The following is a 16715-nucleotide window of genomic DNA, read 5'->3' as shown; positions in this document are numbered from 1 at the left end:
GTTATTTAAACTTTACGACACAGTAATTCTTCTTACCTTTTCTAAGAACAAGTGCTGTCTCGCTAGCAAGATCAGCCTTTGAAAGAGTTTGATCGGCCCCTTCAATCGCAATATTATTAATATAAATACCTTTTTGATCAACTGCTCTTCTCACCTCTTTCTTACTATTAAAGAGTGGTGTCTCAGAGAGCATTTCAATTACGCTTCCATCATTTAATAAATCTTTAGATAACTCTACAGAGGGAGTGTCTTCAAAAATTGAAGCGACATCGGCGTCTGATACATTCTCAATCTTTGCTCCAAAGAAGAACTTAGTCGCTCTCATTGCCGATTCGAGTCCCTCATCACCATGAACAAGTTTTGTTATATGTTCAGCAAGACTCTTTTGAGCCGTTCTAAGGTGTGGTTCTGACTCTGTCATGACCTTAAGCTCAGCAATCTCATCAAGAGATAAGAATGTATAATACTTAAGTAGAGCGTCCACGATAGCGTCATCTTGATTTAGAAGAAATTGATACATCTTATACGGAGAAGTCATCGATCCATCTAAGAAGACAGCATTTCCAGCAGACTTTCCAAACTTATTACCGTTTTGATCAGTCACAAGAGGCATTGTCATACAGTAAACTTGATTTTGATTCATCTTACGAGTGAGATCAGTTCCCGCCGTCATATTTCCCCACTGATCGGACCCACCAATCTGTAGAGAAACACCGTGTTCTTTATTTAAAGTCACAAAGTCGTAGGCCTGGAGTACTTGATAAGAGAACTCTGTTAGAGAGATCCCCGCATCACTTTCGATTCTTGATTTTACAGAATCTTTATTAAGCATTTCGCTAACTCTAAATCTCTTTCCAATAGTTCTTAAGAATTCTAGAAAGCCAAGCCCTTGCCACCAATCGGCGTTATTAACAAGAACCGCAGAATTAGCACCACCATCAAAGTCAACAAATTGTCCCAGCTGGTTTCTAATCGCTTCGATATTTTCTTTAAGCGTATCCATATCGAGAAGATTTCTCTCCTCACTCTTCCCAGATGGATCACCAATCATTCCCGTAGCTCCACCAACGAGCATAAAAGGCTTATGCCCTGCTTTTTGAAAGCGCATACAAGTTACAATGGTAAAGAGATTTCCAAGCTGAAGAGATCTTGCCGTAGGATCATACCCACAATAGAAGGACATTCCGCCTTCATTAAACTTCTTCTCTAGCTCTTCTTCGTGAGAGAGAGCATCAATAATTCCACGTGCTTTTAATTCGTCGAAAAAATTCATTCTACTTTAACCTTTCTTTTACAATTGCAATAGGAGTTAGCGCCACAACAGTTTTTAAATCTGGCCCATGGGCCCTTCCTGTCAAGCAGACTCTCATTCCCATAAAGAGTGGCTTCCCCTTTATCTTTAATTCTTTCTTTAAGTAGTCCATCCACTCTCCTACTTGATCTTCAGTAATGAAGTCAGCAGAAAGAGAGCCAACTTGAGTCGCTAGATATTCTTTCACTTGTGGAGTCGTCTCCCAAGCGATCGCTTCTTTATATTGATCATCTTCATCAGCAGCAGCATCAAAGAAGATTGGCATATGCTCTTTAATATCACTAAAGAGTTGAACCTTCTCTTTCATAAGAGCAGCAAACTTCTCCTTCCACTCTGGAGTTTGTTTTGCGAATTCGCTCTCGCTTCCAAGGGCTCCTTCAAATCCTGTTGCAATTTCTTTATCGCTTAACTTTCTAAGCCACTGCTCATTAAAGAAGTTTAATTTCTTAATATCGTACATGGCCGATGACTTTGAAAATCTTGTGTAATCAAACATCACGCCTAGCTCTAGGACATCAAAGATATCTGTCTCATCAGGATGAGACCAACCAAGAAGAGTAAGATAATTCGTTACCGCTCCAGGAAGATAGCCCATCTCTTTATATTGAGTTACAGAAGTTGCCCCGTGACGCTTAGAAAGTTTCTGTCTATCTTCACCAACAAGTAGAGAAACGTGAGCAAACTCAGGAGGTGTCGCTCCAAGTGCTTCATAGATTTGTAATTGGCGACAAGTATTATTTAAATGCTCTTCTGCTCTAAAAACGTGAGTCATCTCCATTTTATAATCATCTACGACACAGCAGAAATTATAAACAGGCATCCCATTAGAACGAATAATAACGAAATCCCCTACCATGTCTTCAGGAAAAGTTACTTCTCCTCTTACAAGGTCAGTGAAAGTCCATTTCTTACCTGGATTCTTAAATCTAATGACGTGCTCTTCACCGGACTCAACTCTCTTCTTCGCTTCTGCAAGATCGTAGTCTCTAAACTTTCCATGATAAGCGTGAGGGGCCTTCTTCTCTTCGTTCGCTTTATTGCTCAATTCTTCTAATTCTTCATTCGTTAGAAAACAAGGATAAGCGAGACCTCTTTCAACAAAGTCCCATGCAATGTCTTTATACATTTGCATTCTTTCAGACTGTCTATAAGGTCCAAAGTCACCGCCTTTATCTGGCCCTTCATCGTGTTCAATTCCAAGCCAAAGAAGATCAGCAATTTGTGATTCTTCAAACTCTCTCTTTGATCTTTCAAGGTCAGTATCTTCAATTCTTAGAATATACTTTCCACCCTTTGCTTTTGCGAAGAGGTAGCTATAAAGAGCAGTTCTGGCCCCTCCAATGTGGAGGTAACCTGTTGGAGATGGTGCAAATCGTACACGTACTGTCATATTTTTTTCCTTTATTCTGTAACAACTTCTTTTTTACTTGTTTTAACAAAATCATCCATAATCTCTTTTAAGTCACCTACAGATACTTTTAATTCTGCATTAGCCTGATCAACTTTGGACCAAGTGTCTTTTAGCGTAATTATTCGATTAAAGACTTTGAGATCACTCGTAGAGTCCTTATCAACAATGAAGTACCCCTGTCTTTCAAACTGGTATCTCTCTTCAAGCTTTGCTGTTCTTAAACTCTTCTCTACATACGTCTTAATTGTTTTAAGAGAATCAGGATTAATACTTTCAACAAATGACTTCTCTTTATTGCTCATAGGATTTGGAACAGTGAAAAGTCTATCGTAGAGTCTACATTCAACTTCAAGATTTTCAGTCGCAGAAACCCAGTTGATAATCCCCTTAACTTTCTTCATACCTTCTGGAGTCACACCAGCAAAAGTTTCTTTATCATACGTGCAGTGAAGCTCAACAATTTCACCATTCGCATCTTTAATCACTTCATTACAAGTAATCACATAAGCAAACTTAAGTCTTACAGATCCACCAGTTTTTAATCTAAAGAATTTTCTATTGGCCTCTTCTTTAAAGTCATCGCGCTCAATATAGATTTCTTTTGTGAAAGGAACTTTACGAGTTCCATAGTCTTCATCCTGTGGATGATAAGCACACTCAATCTCTTGAGTCCCTTCTTCCCAATTTGTAATAACAACTTTAATCGGATCGATCACACCAAAAACTCTTGGAGTAATTGGACCAAGAGTATCTCTTACATTTGTCTCTAACGTAGACATTGCAATTGTTCCATCTTTCTTCGTCACACCAATTTGCTCACAGAAATTTCTTAAGCTCTCTGGCATATAACCTCTTCTTCTCATTCCTGAGATTGTAGGCATCCTTGGATCGTCCCAACCGAGAACATGCTTTTCATCAACTAATTGCTTCAAATATCTCTTAGACATAATTGTGTACTCAAGATTTAATCTTGAAAATTCAATTTGCTGAGGGTGAGACTTTGTCCCCAATGTTTCTAAAACCCAATTGTACAATGGCCTTCTATCTTCAAACTCAAGTGTGCAAATAGAGTGAGTAATATCTTCAATAGAATCTTCAATACAGTGAGCGAAGTCATAGATTGGATAAATATTCCACTTATCACCTGTCTTTGGGTGATGAGCTTTTTTTATTCTATAAATGATTGGATCTCTTAAATTAATATTTGGAGAGCTCATATCAATTTTTAAACGAAGAACCATCTTCCCTTGTTCGATCTCACCATTTTTCATTTTCTCAAAAAGAACTAAGCTCTCTGCGGTATCTCTATTACGATGAGGACTATCTTTTCCAGGTTCAGTTAGTGTCCCTCTATATTCTCTCGCCTCTTCAGGAGAGAGTTCACAGATATAGGCCTTATCCATATTAATAAGCTTAACTGCGTACTCATACATTTGATCAAAGTAATCAGAAGCGTAGAATAAATTCTCTCCCCAATCATAACCAAGCCACTTAACGTCCTCTTGGATTGAATCAATATATTCGACATCTTCTTTTTCTGGGTTTGTATCATCAAATCGAAGGTGACATTGGGCCTTAACTTCTGCTGAATTATATGACTTCGCTAAACCAAAGTTTAGGCAAATAGATTTTGCATGACCAATATGTAAGTACCCATTTGGTTCAGGAGGAAATCTTGTAACAACTCTCGCACCATTTTTCCCAGACTCAAGGTCTTTTTCGATAATGCCTCTAATGAAATTAGTCTTGACCACTTCAGTGTTTTCTTCGGTCATTTCAGTCACCTTCTTATAAAATTTTTAAGTCCCGATTATAACGAAAAAAGAGAGGGGTGTCAGTCTACTTTTCTTACCTTTGCCTCTAAAAAAAGCCATTCCAAAGATAAAAGTTACACTTCTCCCGCAAGCTAGGAGTTTATGTGTTAAATAACCTCTATGAAACCTATTCTACTCATCACAGCGATACTTTTTAACGCACCTATGCTTTCTTCTTATGCAAAGGGAACGAAGATGCTCTATGGACAAGATGATCGCTACCAAGTCGTCAATAGTACACCTATGAGAAATTCAATAATGGCCCAAGTTTCAAAGAGTAAAGTAGATTTAAAAAACTTGAAATTTAAAAACTTTATAAGCTTGGCCAAAAGACATAACCTTTGCGCCGATGAAAAGTATGCTCAAGAGCCCTCTATTTCAGAATGTACATCCTTTGTTATTGGTAATGATCTAATTGCAACTGCCGGTCATTGCCTCTTCATTAATGGAAAAAATGACAAAGAAAACTGTGAAGAACATTTATGGGTAATGAATTATACAATAAACTCTAAACTCTCTAAAAGTGATCTATACGGCTGCAAAGAAGTTATTAGAATAGGCGCAGACCCTGATGAATACTGGGATTATGCAATAATAAGACTTGATAGAGAAATTAAAGGGGCACAGAAGTTAACTCTAACCGAAAGACTTCCTATTCTCGGAGACAACCTCACTTCAATCGGCTTTCCCTTAGGAGCCCCTATGAAGGTAAGTCCTGTTGGAAAGTACTTTGGACTTGAAGAGGATTTACCTATCTATTCTCTCGATCTCTTTCAGGGAAACTCCGGTTCGCCCATAATTAACCAAAATCAAGAAGTCTTTGCTATTCATATAATGGGTCCAAGTGATGCTATATACTACGACTCAAAATCAAAGTGTAATAGATATAATCGCTGTGAACCCAATCAAAGTTCTTGTCAGAAGAATTTAGGCTTTCCTTTTAGAGAAATTGGAATTTCATTTAAATAAACTAGATATTTTGAAGGGAGAATACAAACGGCTGATGATTTTGCGATTTAACAGGCTTCCCGTCAACAAGTGCAGGTGAAAACTTCCACTGCATTGCTGTCTTTATGGCCGCTTCATCTAGGACTTTGAATCCAGAGCTCTTAAGAATACTCACATCATAAGGAAATCCCTGCTCATTGATAAGAATTTTAACCACAACGCTTCCCTCTATTCCTCTCTTAATTGCCATTCGAGGATACCTAGGTTTTGGAGCATGCATACTGGTCTTATTAAAATTCGTTTTCATGATCGCGGCCTGAGGCTTTGAGACCTCTTGCTCAATAACAACTTCTTTCTTGGCCACAAGCTTCTTTGATTTCTTAACTAACTTCTTCTTTTGAATTGGCTTTTTCACTGCACGCTTTTGCATATTGAGCTGAAGCTTAGACGGAGAATTTGCCATTGAGACTTCTGAGAGAATTGTTAGAGGAGAAGATTTAGCGCTAAAAAGAACAAGAGCATGCACCGCCAAAGCTAAGCAAAGGCTTATTTGAAACGATTTATCTCTTGCTATATTAAACACTCAGTCTCCTATATGCTGCACCGAGAAAGTTATATTAAATAATTGATTGAATCACAATTTAAAAATTCTACACTCAATCCATATGTTTGACCAGCCGAACTAGCGCCAAATCTATAGAATTTACTTTGTATTTCCCATAGAGAAATCGAGCGCTCTCTTAAAGTCTATAATCTCGCTTCTTCCACTCTCTTTGAAAGTGTAAGAAAAATTATTTAGAAATAAATTATCTACTGCCACCCAAGAGTTTCTTCGAAGCTTCTTTCCCGACCTAAGCTCTATATCCATGACATTGAAAATAGCAGGAATTCCTCTATAAGCACCTTTCTTAGACCTAACTAAGTTCGCCTTCTTACAGCCTTGGAAACTCTTACAGAAGAGCTGCGCAGAGAGAGAATTCTCAACTCTCTCCCTATAAGAAGCTATTAATTTTGAGAGAGTATATGTCTTTAGATTTGTTTCATTAATACCAAATGTTGAAGGACAGAGGCGATGATTTCTCTCATTGGCCCTCTCCGTTTTTGTAAGGATGAGCTCAATCGAGTCTCCTTGTTGATCAACTTGGCCTATATCAATTCTTGTTTTAATAAAGTAGCTACACTTCTTTCTTTCAGAGATCGTTATGACTTTTGGTACTTCATAGACAACGAAGTTTCCAACTTTGATACTCTCATCAAGCTGAGTCACTCGCACTAACTCGGGAGCAATATTCTCTTTAGCAATTGGAGTTGCAGGAATAGGCTGAACTTCATTCTTTGACCCACATCCACTTATTAGAATTATGGCCACAGCTGAAAAAGTCTTCTTCATATACGTCTCACTTTCTTTACAAACGAGGGTTGTACAAAATTTAACGCATCCTATCAGCTAAGGTATTAAAATGTAATAAGAACTAAATAAAAAGAGATAAGCCAATGAAATCAATATCTTGAGTATGGAAAAAGTTACAATACTCACTCATTTGTAGTGAGTATTGTAACGTTAGAAATTACTTTACTGAAACAAGTTCAACATCAAAGAGAAGAGTTGAATTTGGTGGGATTACTGGAGGTGATCCAGCTTCTCCGTAAGCAAGGTTAGCAGGAATAAATAATTGCCACTTAGAACCTTCGCTCATTAGTTGAAGAGCTTCTGTCCAACCTGGAATAACTCCGTTAACTGGAAAGTCTATTGTCTGTCCTCTTTGGTAAGAAGAATCAAATACGCTTCCATTAATTAGCTTACCTTCGTAGTGCGCTTCAACTGTGTCTGTATTCGTTGGAGTTTTCCCGCTTCCCTCTGTAAGGACACGGTATTGAAGACCACTTTCAAGAGTTTTAATTCCCTCTTCAGTAGCATTCTTTGCTAGAAACGCTGAACCTTCTTCAAGGTTTAGAGTAGATTCTTTTTCCATTTTCTCTGCTTGCTTAGCTTGCATGTAAACTTGGAAACTTTGCATAATTTCTTGCATCTCTGGACCAGTAAGATTTGACGGCTCACCGTTGAATGCATCTTTAAATGAATTGAAGAAAGCCTCTAATTCAACAGTTATTCCCTGCTCTTTAAAGTCACTTCCAATTTGTTGACCCAGCACGTAGCTGACCTTATTCCAATCGACGCTCATAATTACTCCCTTTTTTTAAAGGGGCATCATAAATTATGAGCGCTCTATTGTCTAATCTATCGTATTATTTAAAAATTCTTTAACTAATCTCATATCTTCAGCAAAAGAAACTTCATTTCTTAGAACTTCTCTCGCCCACTCTCTCTGCTCTTCAGTAGAGTTGCGGCTTTCAAGAATTTCTTTCGCTGTGTTTTCTCTAGCGATACGAGCTTCACGCTTCTTATCGTAATCAATAACTTTCTTTCCTTCTTTAATCGGTTGGTCATAAGACATTCCACCAATTTGTCTAGCCGATGGAGTCTGAGGCATGAAGAGATAATCAACTCTCTTAACTCCGAGCTTCTTATTCTTTCTCTTCGAAGAAAAGTTTTTTACATAAGAGTTAAATGCTGCTCTTGGTACGTAGTGCTCAGGGTCTTCACTTAGGGCGTAACTAATAGTTCTAAGAGTATCTAATGTTCCCTCTGTTCCTGCATTCCTTGAACCGTATCTCAACGGATTAATTAAAGAAAGATTTTGAACATCAAAAACAGTTCTTAAGAAGTTTCTATGAGAACCCTTAATGCCTACTTCTCTCAGCGCATCGTTTGAAGTCGTTGTACAATTATAACCTGGAGTGATTTCTAATCCCTTCTCAGTTCTAACTTTGTGATTTTCAACTTCAAGATAGTCTCTCACATACTTTAGTTTGTTCTTATCAACACCATAAATAAATAAAGTAAATGTTGGTCTATAGTTTTGTTGACCTTGAATAAAATGACCAAAGTAACTTACAAGATCAGTATTTCCCGCAAGAACTTCTTTTGGACCTTCAAAGTAGAAATTAGAAACTTCTCCCTTGATAGACATATCTTCTTGGACTGTTCCCATTCCAACTGTAAAATGCCCGCCAGCAGCTCCAGGCGAATCTCCCTGTCTTCCACTAAGAGTAATAACTAGAACAGACTCACCAGGGTAAACCTTCTTCTTTGAGTCATAAACTGGCGCTCTAAATGGAACCATTGATTGAGAGTGAATATTCTTTGCCATCTCTTCAATGATAAACTCTTCAGGGTCACTTTCAAACCCTTGTGGTACTTGAAATTGAACTTGAGTATTAGCAGAAATTAAATCATCTAAGACAATAGCGTTCATTTCAAAAGCGTCGTCTAGATAATTTCCTTGGGCGATTATATTCTTACCGACAAATGAGTCTTTAGATTTCTGATCAAAACTAATTTTATAAATTTCTTTCGTTCTACCAAATTTAACTTTCTGATCACCGATATAAAGAGATCCATCTTCTTTCTTTTCAAGAGTTCCTACGAGTTCATCATCTCCGGCAACGATTGTTGGAGACTGCTTAGTCACAACTTTTGAATCAGTAATATCTCCTACAAATTCAAATATATAATTTGGAGAATTCAAAACCTTACTATCTAGTGTGAAAGCAAATTCTTTACTGATATCAATCACCCTAGACTTATCCTGACTCTTAAGTAGTATTTGATCTCCTACTTTAGATAGGGTTCCTCTAATTGAACCTTGCTCGGCAAGAATAGAAGGAATGAATAAAAAGCTCGAAGCCAGTAGTACTAGTAAAAATCTCATATAATCTCCAATGTCCCTTATAAAGCAAAATATGGGCCATATTTTGACGACTAAGTATTTGATATTTGCTTATACTAATCGTATAAATATTAGACAAATAAAAAGTTTTGACACTGTAATAAAGAAGCATAAGATGTATTTCTTCCACGCACCCTTTAGACCTTTCTTCACATTAACTGCCTTAGCAGCGATTCTCATTCCTATGTACTTCGTAGGAATTGTAGTTAATGGCTACTATATAAATGAAGCCTACCTAAGTTCAAACTTCTGGCATGCCCATGAAATGATTTTTGGACTCACGAGCGCACTTCTTGCAGGCTTTCTTCTAACAGCTGCTCCTAAGTGGACGCAAGGAAAAGCTGTCAGTAGCAATTGGACTCTTCTTATCTTTTTCTCGTGGATTGTCGCTCGATTAATTATGATCTATCAGCCATCTGAATTGGCCATCTATATTTTTTGCGCTCTTCCTCTCATTCTCTTAATCGCTAAATTAATTCTAATTCTCCGTGGAACTCAAAATGCTTACATAGTTCTTCCACTTCTTTCTCTACTACTTCTAAGTGAAGTATTTTCTATCTACGGAGCAGTTCATGAGAATGAATCACTATTAGAGAGTACTTATCAAGTCACGGCCTTCATCATTGCAGCTCTTCTTATTATATTCTCAGGAAGATTAATCCCCTTCTTTGTAAACTCAAAGTTTCAAACTCAGCTTATTAGTCAGAATAAGAAACTTGATCTATCAATTGTTGGTATTTCTCTGGGAGCGCTAATTTTCTCTCTTATAAATTTAAAATTTGCCACGGCCACATTGTCTTTTAGTTGCTTTCTACTTCTCTCTTTTCGTTTTAAAATATACTTTTTAAAAAAGATTCTTAAAGTTCCTATGCTCTGGATTCTCTTTCTAGGGCATCTCTGGCTAAATACTTACTTTCTTTTAAACTCTCTCGCTCTCTACCTAGGGCCTTTGACAGAGGCAAGGGCAGTCTTACATGCTCTCTATGCAGGGGCGCTGGGAACATTTGCCGTTGGAATGATGACGAGGGTTTCACTAGGACACTCGGGGCTAGAGATGAAAGCGACTAAGCTTATAATATTCTCTTTCATTTCCATTTTCATTGGAGCTCTGACACGAGTCTTCCATCCTATTTTCTTTGGAGGATTACACGGAACACTACTTCATATTTCAATGGGGTTTTGGACTCTATCGTTTATTCTCTTTTTAATTAAATTCTTTCCTAAATTTATAAAGAAGTAATATCAAAAGTAGCTGAGTCAGCGTAACACTCGTTTCGAAGCCCTGAGGGAAGATATTCCTTTAAAGAGTGAAATGAACCAATGATGACAATAATTCTTTGAAAGTCGGCCCGGCACAAGAGCTTTGCCATATGGGCCTCTCTTGCTACGCGAACTTTTGAAATATCTGGCGGAACAGGATAGAGAGCAGTTTCAGCTGGCCACTTTCTCTTATCTAGGTCAATGGCCAAGAGTTTGAGTTCCAGAGATTTAGCTCTCGTAATTAATTTCATATAGTTCTTAGTATTATATTGCCAGCGAACTCTTAAATACTCATAGAGTTCAAACTCAGAATTTTCACGCTCTTCTAAGAAGTTATCAAGTAGATACTGCTTATGGCTTTCAACCATCTCAAGTCCTAGAGTATCTCCTCCACTATCTTTAAAGCTCTGTAGAGAGTCTGAGAATATATCTCTTGCACGATCATTTATATGCCTCTCTCCAGCAAAGAGAACTCGAGAAGTGCTATCTAAATAGAAAGAGCTTAAGTCCTTCGCGTTAGCACCAAAGCAGAGGATGAGAATTAGGGTCATTATGTACTTTTTCATAGTATCAATATAGAGGATCTAGAAAAAAGTGATAGGGATTGTGTAAATTAAACAATGATAGTGTCTTATTAATATCACTATGTTAGAAATTCCCATGGCAAAGAAGAAGTTAAAATCAGGATTCCAATTAGATGGAATCGCTCCAAATATCTTATTAAAGCACGTAGAGAATACGGCGCCCTTTCTCTTTAGTGGTGAATTAGACACAAGTGGAGACAAGAGGGCCTACCTAGAAAAACTTAAATTCTATAAGAAGAACTTAAAGCAACTCTCCAATATTAATCTCACTGAATACTTTCATATCTGCCTTGCCGCTCATTGGACAACTGCCGGAACCTTTGTTCCTACTGATGTAGATAATCAAATTAGAGAAGGCCTTTGGAAGCATAAAGATATTAAGAAACATATTCAAAGAATGGCAAGACTTACAATTGAGTCTTGGTCATGGGATTATGCTCAAGTAACAAATAGAAAATCCTATAATAGAATTAATGATGAAGTGATGAGTACTCATGAAGGAACATGGCTAAGTGTTGCTATCGGAGCCTACTGTGCACTTATAAAACATCAAGAGTCAGAACTTGCCGAAGAAGTGGCCAACGTTATCCTCGCTGAAATTAAAAAAGAGGAAACTCTCCTTCTACAACTTAGAGAAGATAGAGACCATATTAATTTTCTTAGGGCCGCTCCACTCATGGCACATAATTTTGGAGACCTTGACCGAGTCATGATCCAGTGGAATATGAATATTGAGGACCCATTTTGTAAGAAGATCTTCAAACTAGGTCATGAACTCAACGATGCCTACGATCCAATTCTTGTCTTTACGGGAAAAGTGAATAAAGAATTTAGTTCCAAAGAAAATCATCGGCATATGTCCATGAGACAACCAAAATCACTTAGAAAGTCATCAGACTTCCTCATTCCAGTTGGCCCATTTATGGACCAGTGGGGAGAAGATCTTGGAAAGAGTGAGAAAATAACAATGGATGAGAAAGCTGAAATTGTAGCGGCCTTCTTTGAAGGTTATACAAGGCAAGATCAGGCCTTTGGATACTGTAGAGCGTTTGGCGCCATGATGAGAACATTTGATAATGGTGTAGATGTCTTTGGTCCCTATATGCCTTTTGACGTTCTCCATGAAATCAAAAATTCTAAATTCACTCAAATAGCAGAGAGAACACTCGAAGACTTTGAGAGTGATTATATTAAAGGTCTTGATGAATTTATCTGTCCTGTGACAGGAATGAAATTCTAATGATTACTCTTCCCTACTCAACACCATTAGAGCTTTCTATAGGTGGAGTCATTAAAGAAGAGTGCGAGCACTTTCTAGTAGATGAGATTCCTCTCTATGAACCAGAAGGTTTAGGTCAACATATCTACCTTCTTATTAGAAAAACAAATTTAAATACTACTGATATTGTTAAATCACTTTGTGAGTTATTTAAAATTACAGATAAAGATATTGGTTACGCTGGCTTAAAAGATAAGAGGGCCATTACAACTCAGTGGTTCTCCCTTTCACTTGGGGCAACAGCTGATATTGCTGAAGTATGCAAAAAGATTTCGTCTAGTTTAGAAAATGTAGAGATATTAAAATCTTCAAAACATTTAAATAAATTAAAAACAGGTCATCTAATTGCCAATAGATTCACGGTAACAATTTCAAATACGACTAAAGACTCCTTTCAAAATGCAGAAAAAATTCTAGAACTTATTAATCAAAACGGATTACCAAACTTCTATGGAGAGCAGCGTTTTGGCTCTAAGGGCGACAACGCTGATATTGGAAGAGAGGTCTTAACAGGAAAGAAGAAAGTTAAGAAACATTGGCTTAAGAAAATGTATATCTCAGCTTATCAGTCAGAACTCTTTAATAGCTGGCTTACAAGTAGAATAAGCGACAATCTCTTCAATGAATTAATACCAGGGGATCTTCTACAAAAATCGGAAGGTGGGCGCAGCTTTCCCTTTGATACCAATAAAGATCACCTACAGGAATTTAAAAGAGGTGAAATATCTTATACTGGACCTATCTTTGGTTCTAAAGTAACGGGGCCGACTCTACAAGCAGCAGAGAGAGAGGAGCTTATCTTCTCTAAAGATGAAGTCACTCTTGAAGATCTAAAGAAAATGAAAGTACAAGGAACGAGAAGATCAGCAAAGGTCTTTCCACAGAGTATAGAAATAGAAAAGGAAGATCAAAATATTATTCTATCCTTCACTCTTCCTGCGGGTAGTTACGCAACCATTTTGCTACGAGAGTTTACTAAGAGTCTTTCTTAGAAATTTCATCAGACACAAAGTTTGCCATAGAAAAACACCCCTGTAAAAGATAGCCGCCAGTTGGCGCTTCCCAGTCGAGCATCTCTCCTATGAGATAAATAGATTTACTTCCCTTTAACATAAGACTCTTATCTAAGTTAGAGAAGCGAACTCCACCACTTGTAGAGATGGCCTCATCTAATGGTCTTGCAGATTCAAGAGTAATAGGAAGATTTTTTATGGCCTTAGATAATTTGGCCATATCTTCAAAATGATCTTTTGAGACTAATTCTCGCAGCAGCTTCATAGAAAGTTTAGAGAGGTTTAAAACTTTTCGAAGATGGTTGCTTAAGGAGTTCTTCTTTCTTGGTCGATTAATTTTCTCTAAAATTTCATCTTCAGTTAATTGTGGCTTTAGATCTAAAGTTATTATCGCAGTTTTTCTCTCTGCAATTTGTCCTTGAATCAGAGAACTCAGAGCATAGACTCCTCCACCTTCAATTCCATATTTTGTAATCATCACTTCACCAGAAGTAACTTCTTTGTGAAATTTAACTTTAATATTTTTCAAGTAGTCGTCTTCAAAATCTTCTTTAAAATGATTACTCCAATTCACAGTGAAGCCACAATTCATAGAGCGAAATTCTTCTAAGTCTAAATTTAATTTTTTAAGATACCCTGTCCAAAGACCATCGGAACCAGTCTTCTTCCAACTGCCCCCACCAAGGCAGAGAATCGTATGATCAGACTTTGCCTTGAGTTCACCAATTGTATTTTCAAAGAGCAGGTTTCCTTCAAGATCAATATCAATGAGTTTATGCTTTAAATTTAAGGAAAAATTAGGGTTTTCCTTTAAAGACTTGAGCCACAGACTTAATAACTCTGCCGCTTTTAATGATTTTGGAAAAACTCTTCCACTAGAGCCAATAAATGTTTCAACACCTAGAGAGTCACACCATAGTCTTAAGTCTCTAGGACTAAATTGTCCGATAAGTTCTGTAAAGATTTTTGAGTTATCACCATATCTTGAAACAAATATTTCAAGATCTTCGGAATGAGTTAGATTAAGCCCACCATTTCCGGCCACAAGAAACTTCTTTCCCACTCCACCCATTTGATCGTAGAGTGAAACTTTGTATCCCTTCTTTAAGAGAAGATAAGAACAAAATAGACCCGAAGGTCCAGCACCGATGATATTTACACTATTCATCAGGAGAAGCCTCTATTCCATTAAATTCAACAAAACCTAGTATATCTTCAGCCTTCCAATTCTGAATATCTTCTTTTAATGAATCAATTAGCATTTGAAAGTCTTGAACTTTTCTATTGGCTGACTCTTGATTATTTAAACCAATTACTGACTCTCTCCATAATTCAGATTGAATGATTCGAGCACGAAGTCCCATGGATAGGATATCGGCCCACGATGGCACTGAGAAAGTAAAGTTAAGGGCAAGGGCTTCACTATGAGCATGAGTTTTATGCCAATAACCTCTTGGAACAAAGAGAATTGAACCTGGTGTTAGTCTATACTCATGCTGATAATTTATTGAATCAGAGAAAGGAGCTTCCATATAACTAGCAAGCTCTGGCTCAGCCTCGGTTCCCAACGTGTGCCTTGTAAGAGGATTCTTTATTGATTGATTTTCTTCAATCCACCAAGATTTCTCTCCGTGAACTTGAATGATTAAATTAATATTTTGATCAAAGTGTGTTGCTGTACCACCACCCTTAGGTGTCGCATAAATGAGATTTCTAGAAAGTGTTGCATTTGAAACACCAAGGTCTGCCGAGAGGCCATCTAGTAAACTTTGATAACACCCACCGCGAAGATTGGCGTCATTAAAGAGCAGTCCCATTCCTTTAGAGAAGTACTCCTTTGCAGAGCTAGCCTTAACTTTCTTTGTGCTTGCTTCATCTTTTAAATCTAATAGATGAACATCAACTTCTTCTTTCCAATTGGATAAGAGAGAATCGAGAGAGGAGAGAAATTTTAATTTTTTTAACTCCTCTAAGAATTTACCATCTGATTCAAAGAAGTAGACTTTATTTTGAAGTACACATTCTTGTAACTTACTTATTTCTTCTACTGGCAAAATTTTATTTAGAAAGTGATACATAGTTTCTACTTTTTAAATCGGCTAGTATCTAATTCAAGCATCTCACCCATCCAGATGGTATGATCAGTGTGATCGATATAATCATTACCCGTATCAGGGTGCATGAAAATAGTAAGCCCTTCTCTATTTTCTAAAATCCAAGGCATTGCCTTTGGAAGATCATCATTGCTAAATAGTAACTGGCAACTCCATCTTGGATGAGGTCCCACTAACTTCTCATGGGCCCTTCCCACTGAGAAGAACTCCACCTGTCTTGCTCTTTCAATAACCTCAAGAGCTTTCTCATGTGTTGATTCATCATAGTAAATATGTGCGTGATATTCTTTAAAGTTCATTTTACTTCTCTTTATCTAAATGGTTTTCAAGCAGGTCTAAGAAATGTTTTAAGTTTGTAGAGCTCTTCTTCTTTGAATGAGTTACCGCCCAAATAGGAATCTCTTTCACAACATATTGATCTAAAATACTAATTAGCTGCCCATTATCTAAGTACTCTTTTACATAAACATCGGGTAGTTTTACAAGTCCAATATGGTCTAGTGCAGCTTTTAGTAACACCCGTCCATTATCAGAGCGTAAGTTTCCACTCACTTTTACTCTTTGAACTTTCTTCTTTATATTAAAACTCCAAGAATCCCCAACACCTACTAAACAATTAAATTCAGCAAGCTCCCTTGGTGACTTTGGCTCTCCATTCGCTTTGAAAAACTTCTTACTCGCGCAGATATACTCACGTCTAGAAGAAATTTTTCTAGCATAGAGATTAGAATCCTGTAACTCTCCCACACGAATGGCCACATCTACATTCTCATCTAGTAGATCAACGTTTCTCGTTGAGAATGAAATATCTATCTTAAGATCTGGATAGAGCTTTGCCATTTCAAAGAGAATGGGAGCGAGATACTCCTCACCAAAAGCCCCTGCAACGGAGACTTTAAACATGCCTTTTGGAGACGGAGAACGATTTAAAAGCCCTTCTCTTATAGAATTGAGGGCATCAAGCGGAGCCTGACACTTTTCAAAGAGATCCTCCCCTAAAAAGGTTAATTTCACCTTTCGAGTGGATCTAATGAATAATCTCTCTCCAAACTCGTCCTCTAGGCCAGTAATAAGCTTACTAACATAGGCCTTTGATACTCCTAACTCTGTAGCAGCAGCAGAAAAGCTCTTATTCTTAGCAACTTTTTCAAATACCGAGATGGCCGAAATTACTTTTATTGTTTCCATA

The 16715-nt window shown here is 37.4% G+C and carries 16 protein-coding genes; 4 read left to right on the top strand and 12 right to left on the bottom strand.

From position 1 onward, the window contains the following. Position 1: 1 nt before the first annotated feature. The 3 genes from tyrS to CES88_RS00575 are packed head-to-tail and all read right to left on the bottom strand — an operon-like array spanning position 2 to position 4498. Positions 2-1273, bottom strand: a complete 1272-nt coding sequence (gene tyrS / locus CES88_RS00585; protein WP_290729507.1) for a tyrosine--tRNA ligase — start codon at positions 1271-1273, stop codon at positions 2-4. Between the two features lies 1 nt (position 1274). After that, the gene (gltX, locus tag CES88_RS00580; RefSeq protein ID WP_290729505.1) at positions 1275-2702 is read right to left on the bottom strand and encodes a glutamate--tRNA ligase; all 1428 of its coding nucleotides are present in this window, start codon (positions 2700-2702) and stop codon (positions 1275-1277) included. A gap of 11 nt (positions 2703-2713) precedes the next feature. Next, positions 2714-4498, bottom strand: coding sequence for a glutamine--tRNA ligase/YqeY domain fusion protein (locus tag CES88_RS00575; RefSeq protein ID WP_290729502.1), 1785 nt, complete (start codon positions 4496-4498; stop codon positions 2714-2716). 159 nt (positions 4499-4657) lie between these two features. Here CES88_RS00575 and CES88_RS00570 point away from each other — a divergent pair, with 159 nt between their 5' ends. Continuing rightward, a complete protein-coding gene (locus CES88_RS00570) occupies positions 4658-5506 on the top strand; it encodes a serine protease (protein WP_290729499.1) in 849 nt (282 codons plus the stop codon). A 1-nt stretch (position 5507) separates the two neighbouring features. Here the strand turns inward: CES88_RS00570 and CES88_RS00565 are convergent, their stop codons facing one another. The 4 genes from CES88_RS00565 to CES88_RS00550 all read right to left on the bottom strand — a co-directional run bounded on the left by CES88_RS00565 (position 5508) and on the right by CES88_RS00550 (position 9258). Next, a complete protein-coding gene (locus CES88_RS00565; protein WP_290729496.1) occupies positions 5508-6068 on the bottom strand; it encodes an energy transducer TonB in 561 nt (186 codons plus the stop codon). Between the two features lie 120 nt (positions 6069-6188). Further along, complete coding sequence (locus CES88_RS00560; protein ID WP_290729493.1) at positions 6189-6875, bottom strand: hypothetical protein; 687 nt, start codon at positions 6873-6875, stop codon at positions 6189-6191. Between the two features lie 178 nt (positions 6876-7053). Further along, on the bottom strand, positions 7054-7668 hold the full coding sequence (locus CES88_RS00555; RefSeq protein ID WP_290729490.1) for an FKBP-type peptidyl-prolyl cis-trans isomerase: 615 nt from the start codon (positions 7666-7668) through the stop codon (positions 7054-7056). Positions 7669-7719: 51 nt separating this feature from the next. Further along, complete coding sequence (locus CES88_RS00550; RefSeq protein WP_290729487.1) at positions 7720-9258, bottom strand: hypothetical protein; 1539 nt, start codon at positions 9256-9258, stop codon at positions 7720-7722. A gap of 10 nt (positions 9259-9268) precedes the next feature. On the opposite strand from CES88_RS00550, the gene CES88_RS00545 reads away from it, so the two are divergent. Then, positions 9269-10516 (top strand): NnrS family protein, encoded by a 1248-nt coding sequence (locus tag CES88_RS00545; RefSeq protein WP_290729485.1) that lies wholly within the window; start codon positions 9269-9271, stop codon positions 10514-10516. Here CES88_RS00545 and CES88_RS00540 read toward each other — a convergent pair. After that, positions 10503-11102: a ChaN family lipoprotein gene (locus CES88_RS00540; protein ID WP_290729482.1), complete on the bottom strand. Its 600-nt coding sequence runs from the start codon at positions 11100-11102 to the stop codon at positions 10503-10505. The genes CES88_RS00545 and CES88_RS00540 overlap by 14 nt on opposite strands. Before the next feature lie 94 nt (positions 11103-11196). Between CES88_RS00540 and CES88_RS00535 the strand changes: the two genes are divergently transcribed. Further along, positions 11197-12360: a hypothetical protein gene (locus CES88_RS00535; protein ID WP_290729479.1), complete on the top strand. Its 1164-nt coding sequence runs from the start codon at positions 11197-11199 to the stop codon at positions 12358-12360. Then, positions 12360-13391: a tRNA pseudouridine(13) synthase TruD gene (locus CES88_RS00530; RefSeq protein WP_290729476.1), complete on the top strand. Its 1032-nt coding sequence runs from the start codon at positions 12360-12362 to the stop codon at positions 13389-13391. The genes CES88_RS00535 and CES88_RS00530 overlap by 1 nt, the downstream gene beginning before the upstream one ends. Here CES88_RS00530 and CES88_RS00525 read toward each other — a convergent pair. The 4 genes from CES88_RS00525 to CES88_RS00510 are packed head-to-tail and all read right to left on the bottom strand — an operon-like array spanning position 13375 to position 16714. Beyond that, positions 13375-14580 (bottom strand): TIGR03862 family flavoprotein, encoded by a 1206-nt coding sequence (locus CES88_RS00525; RefSeq protein ID WP_290729473.1) that lies wholly within the window; start codon positions 14578-14580, stop codon positions 13375-13377. The genes CES88_RS00530 and CES88_RS00525 overlap by 17 nt on opposite strands. Then, entirely contained in the window at positions 14573-15490 is a 918-nt protein-coding gene (locus CES88_RS00520; protein WP_290729470.1) for a cupin domain-containing protein, read from the bottom strand. The genes CES88_RS00525 and CES88_RS00520 overlap by 8 nt, the downstream gene beginning before the upstream one ends. Positions 15491-15495: 5 nt before the next feature. Further along, entirely contained in the window at positions 15496-15825 is a 330-nt protein-coding gene (locus CES88_RS00515) for a DOPA 4,5-dioxygenase family protein (protein WP_290729467.1), read from the bottom strand. Position 15826: 1 nt separating this feature from the next. Then, positions 15827-16714 carry a LysR family transcriptional regulator gene (locus CES88_RS00510; RefSeq protein WP_290729464.1) on the bottom strand — a complete coding sequence of 296 codons (888 nt, stop codon included), beginning with the start codon at positions 16712-16714 and terminating at the stop codon, positions 15827-15829. Position 16715: the final 1 nt, after the last annotated feature.

Source organism: Halobacteriovorax sp. JY17 (assembly GCF_002753895.1).
Classification (GTDB): Bacteria; Bdellovibrionota; Bacteriovoracia; order Bacteriovoracales; family Bacteriovoracaceae; genus Halobacteriovorax.
Note: the sequence above shows the minus strand (reverse complement) of the source record. Positions and strands in the feature narration are given on the sequence as shown.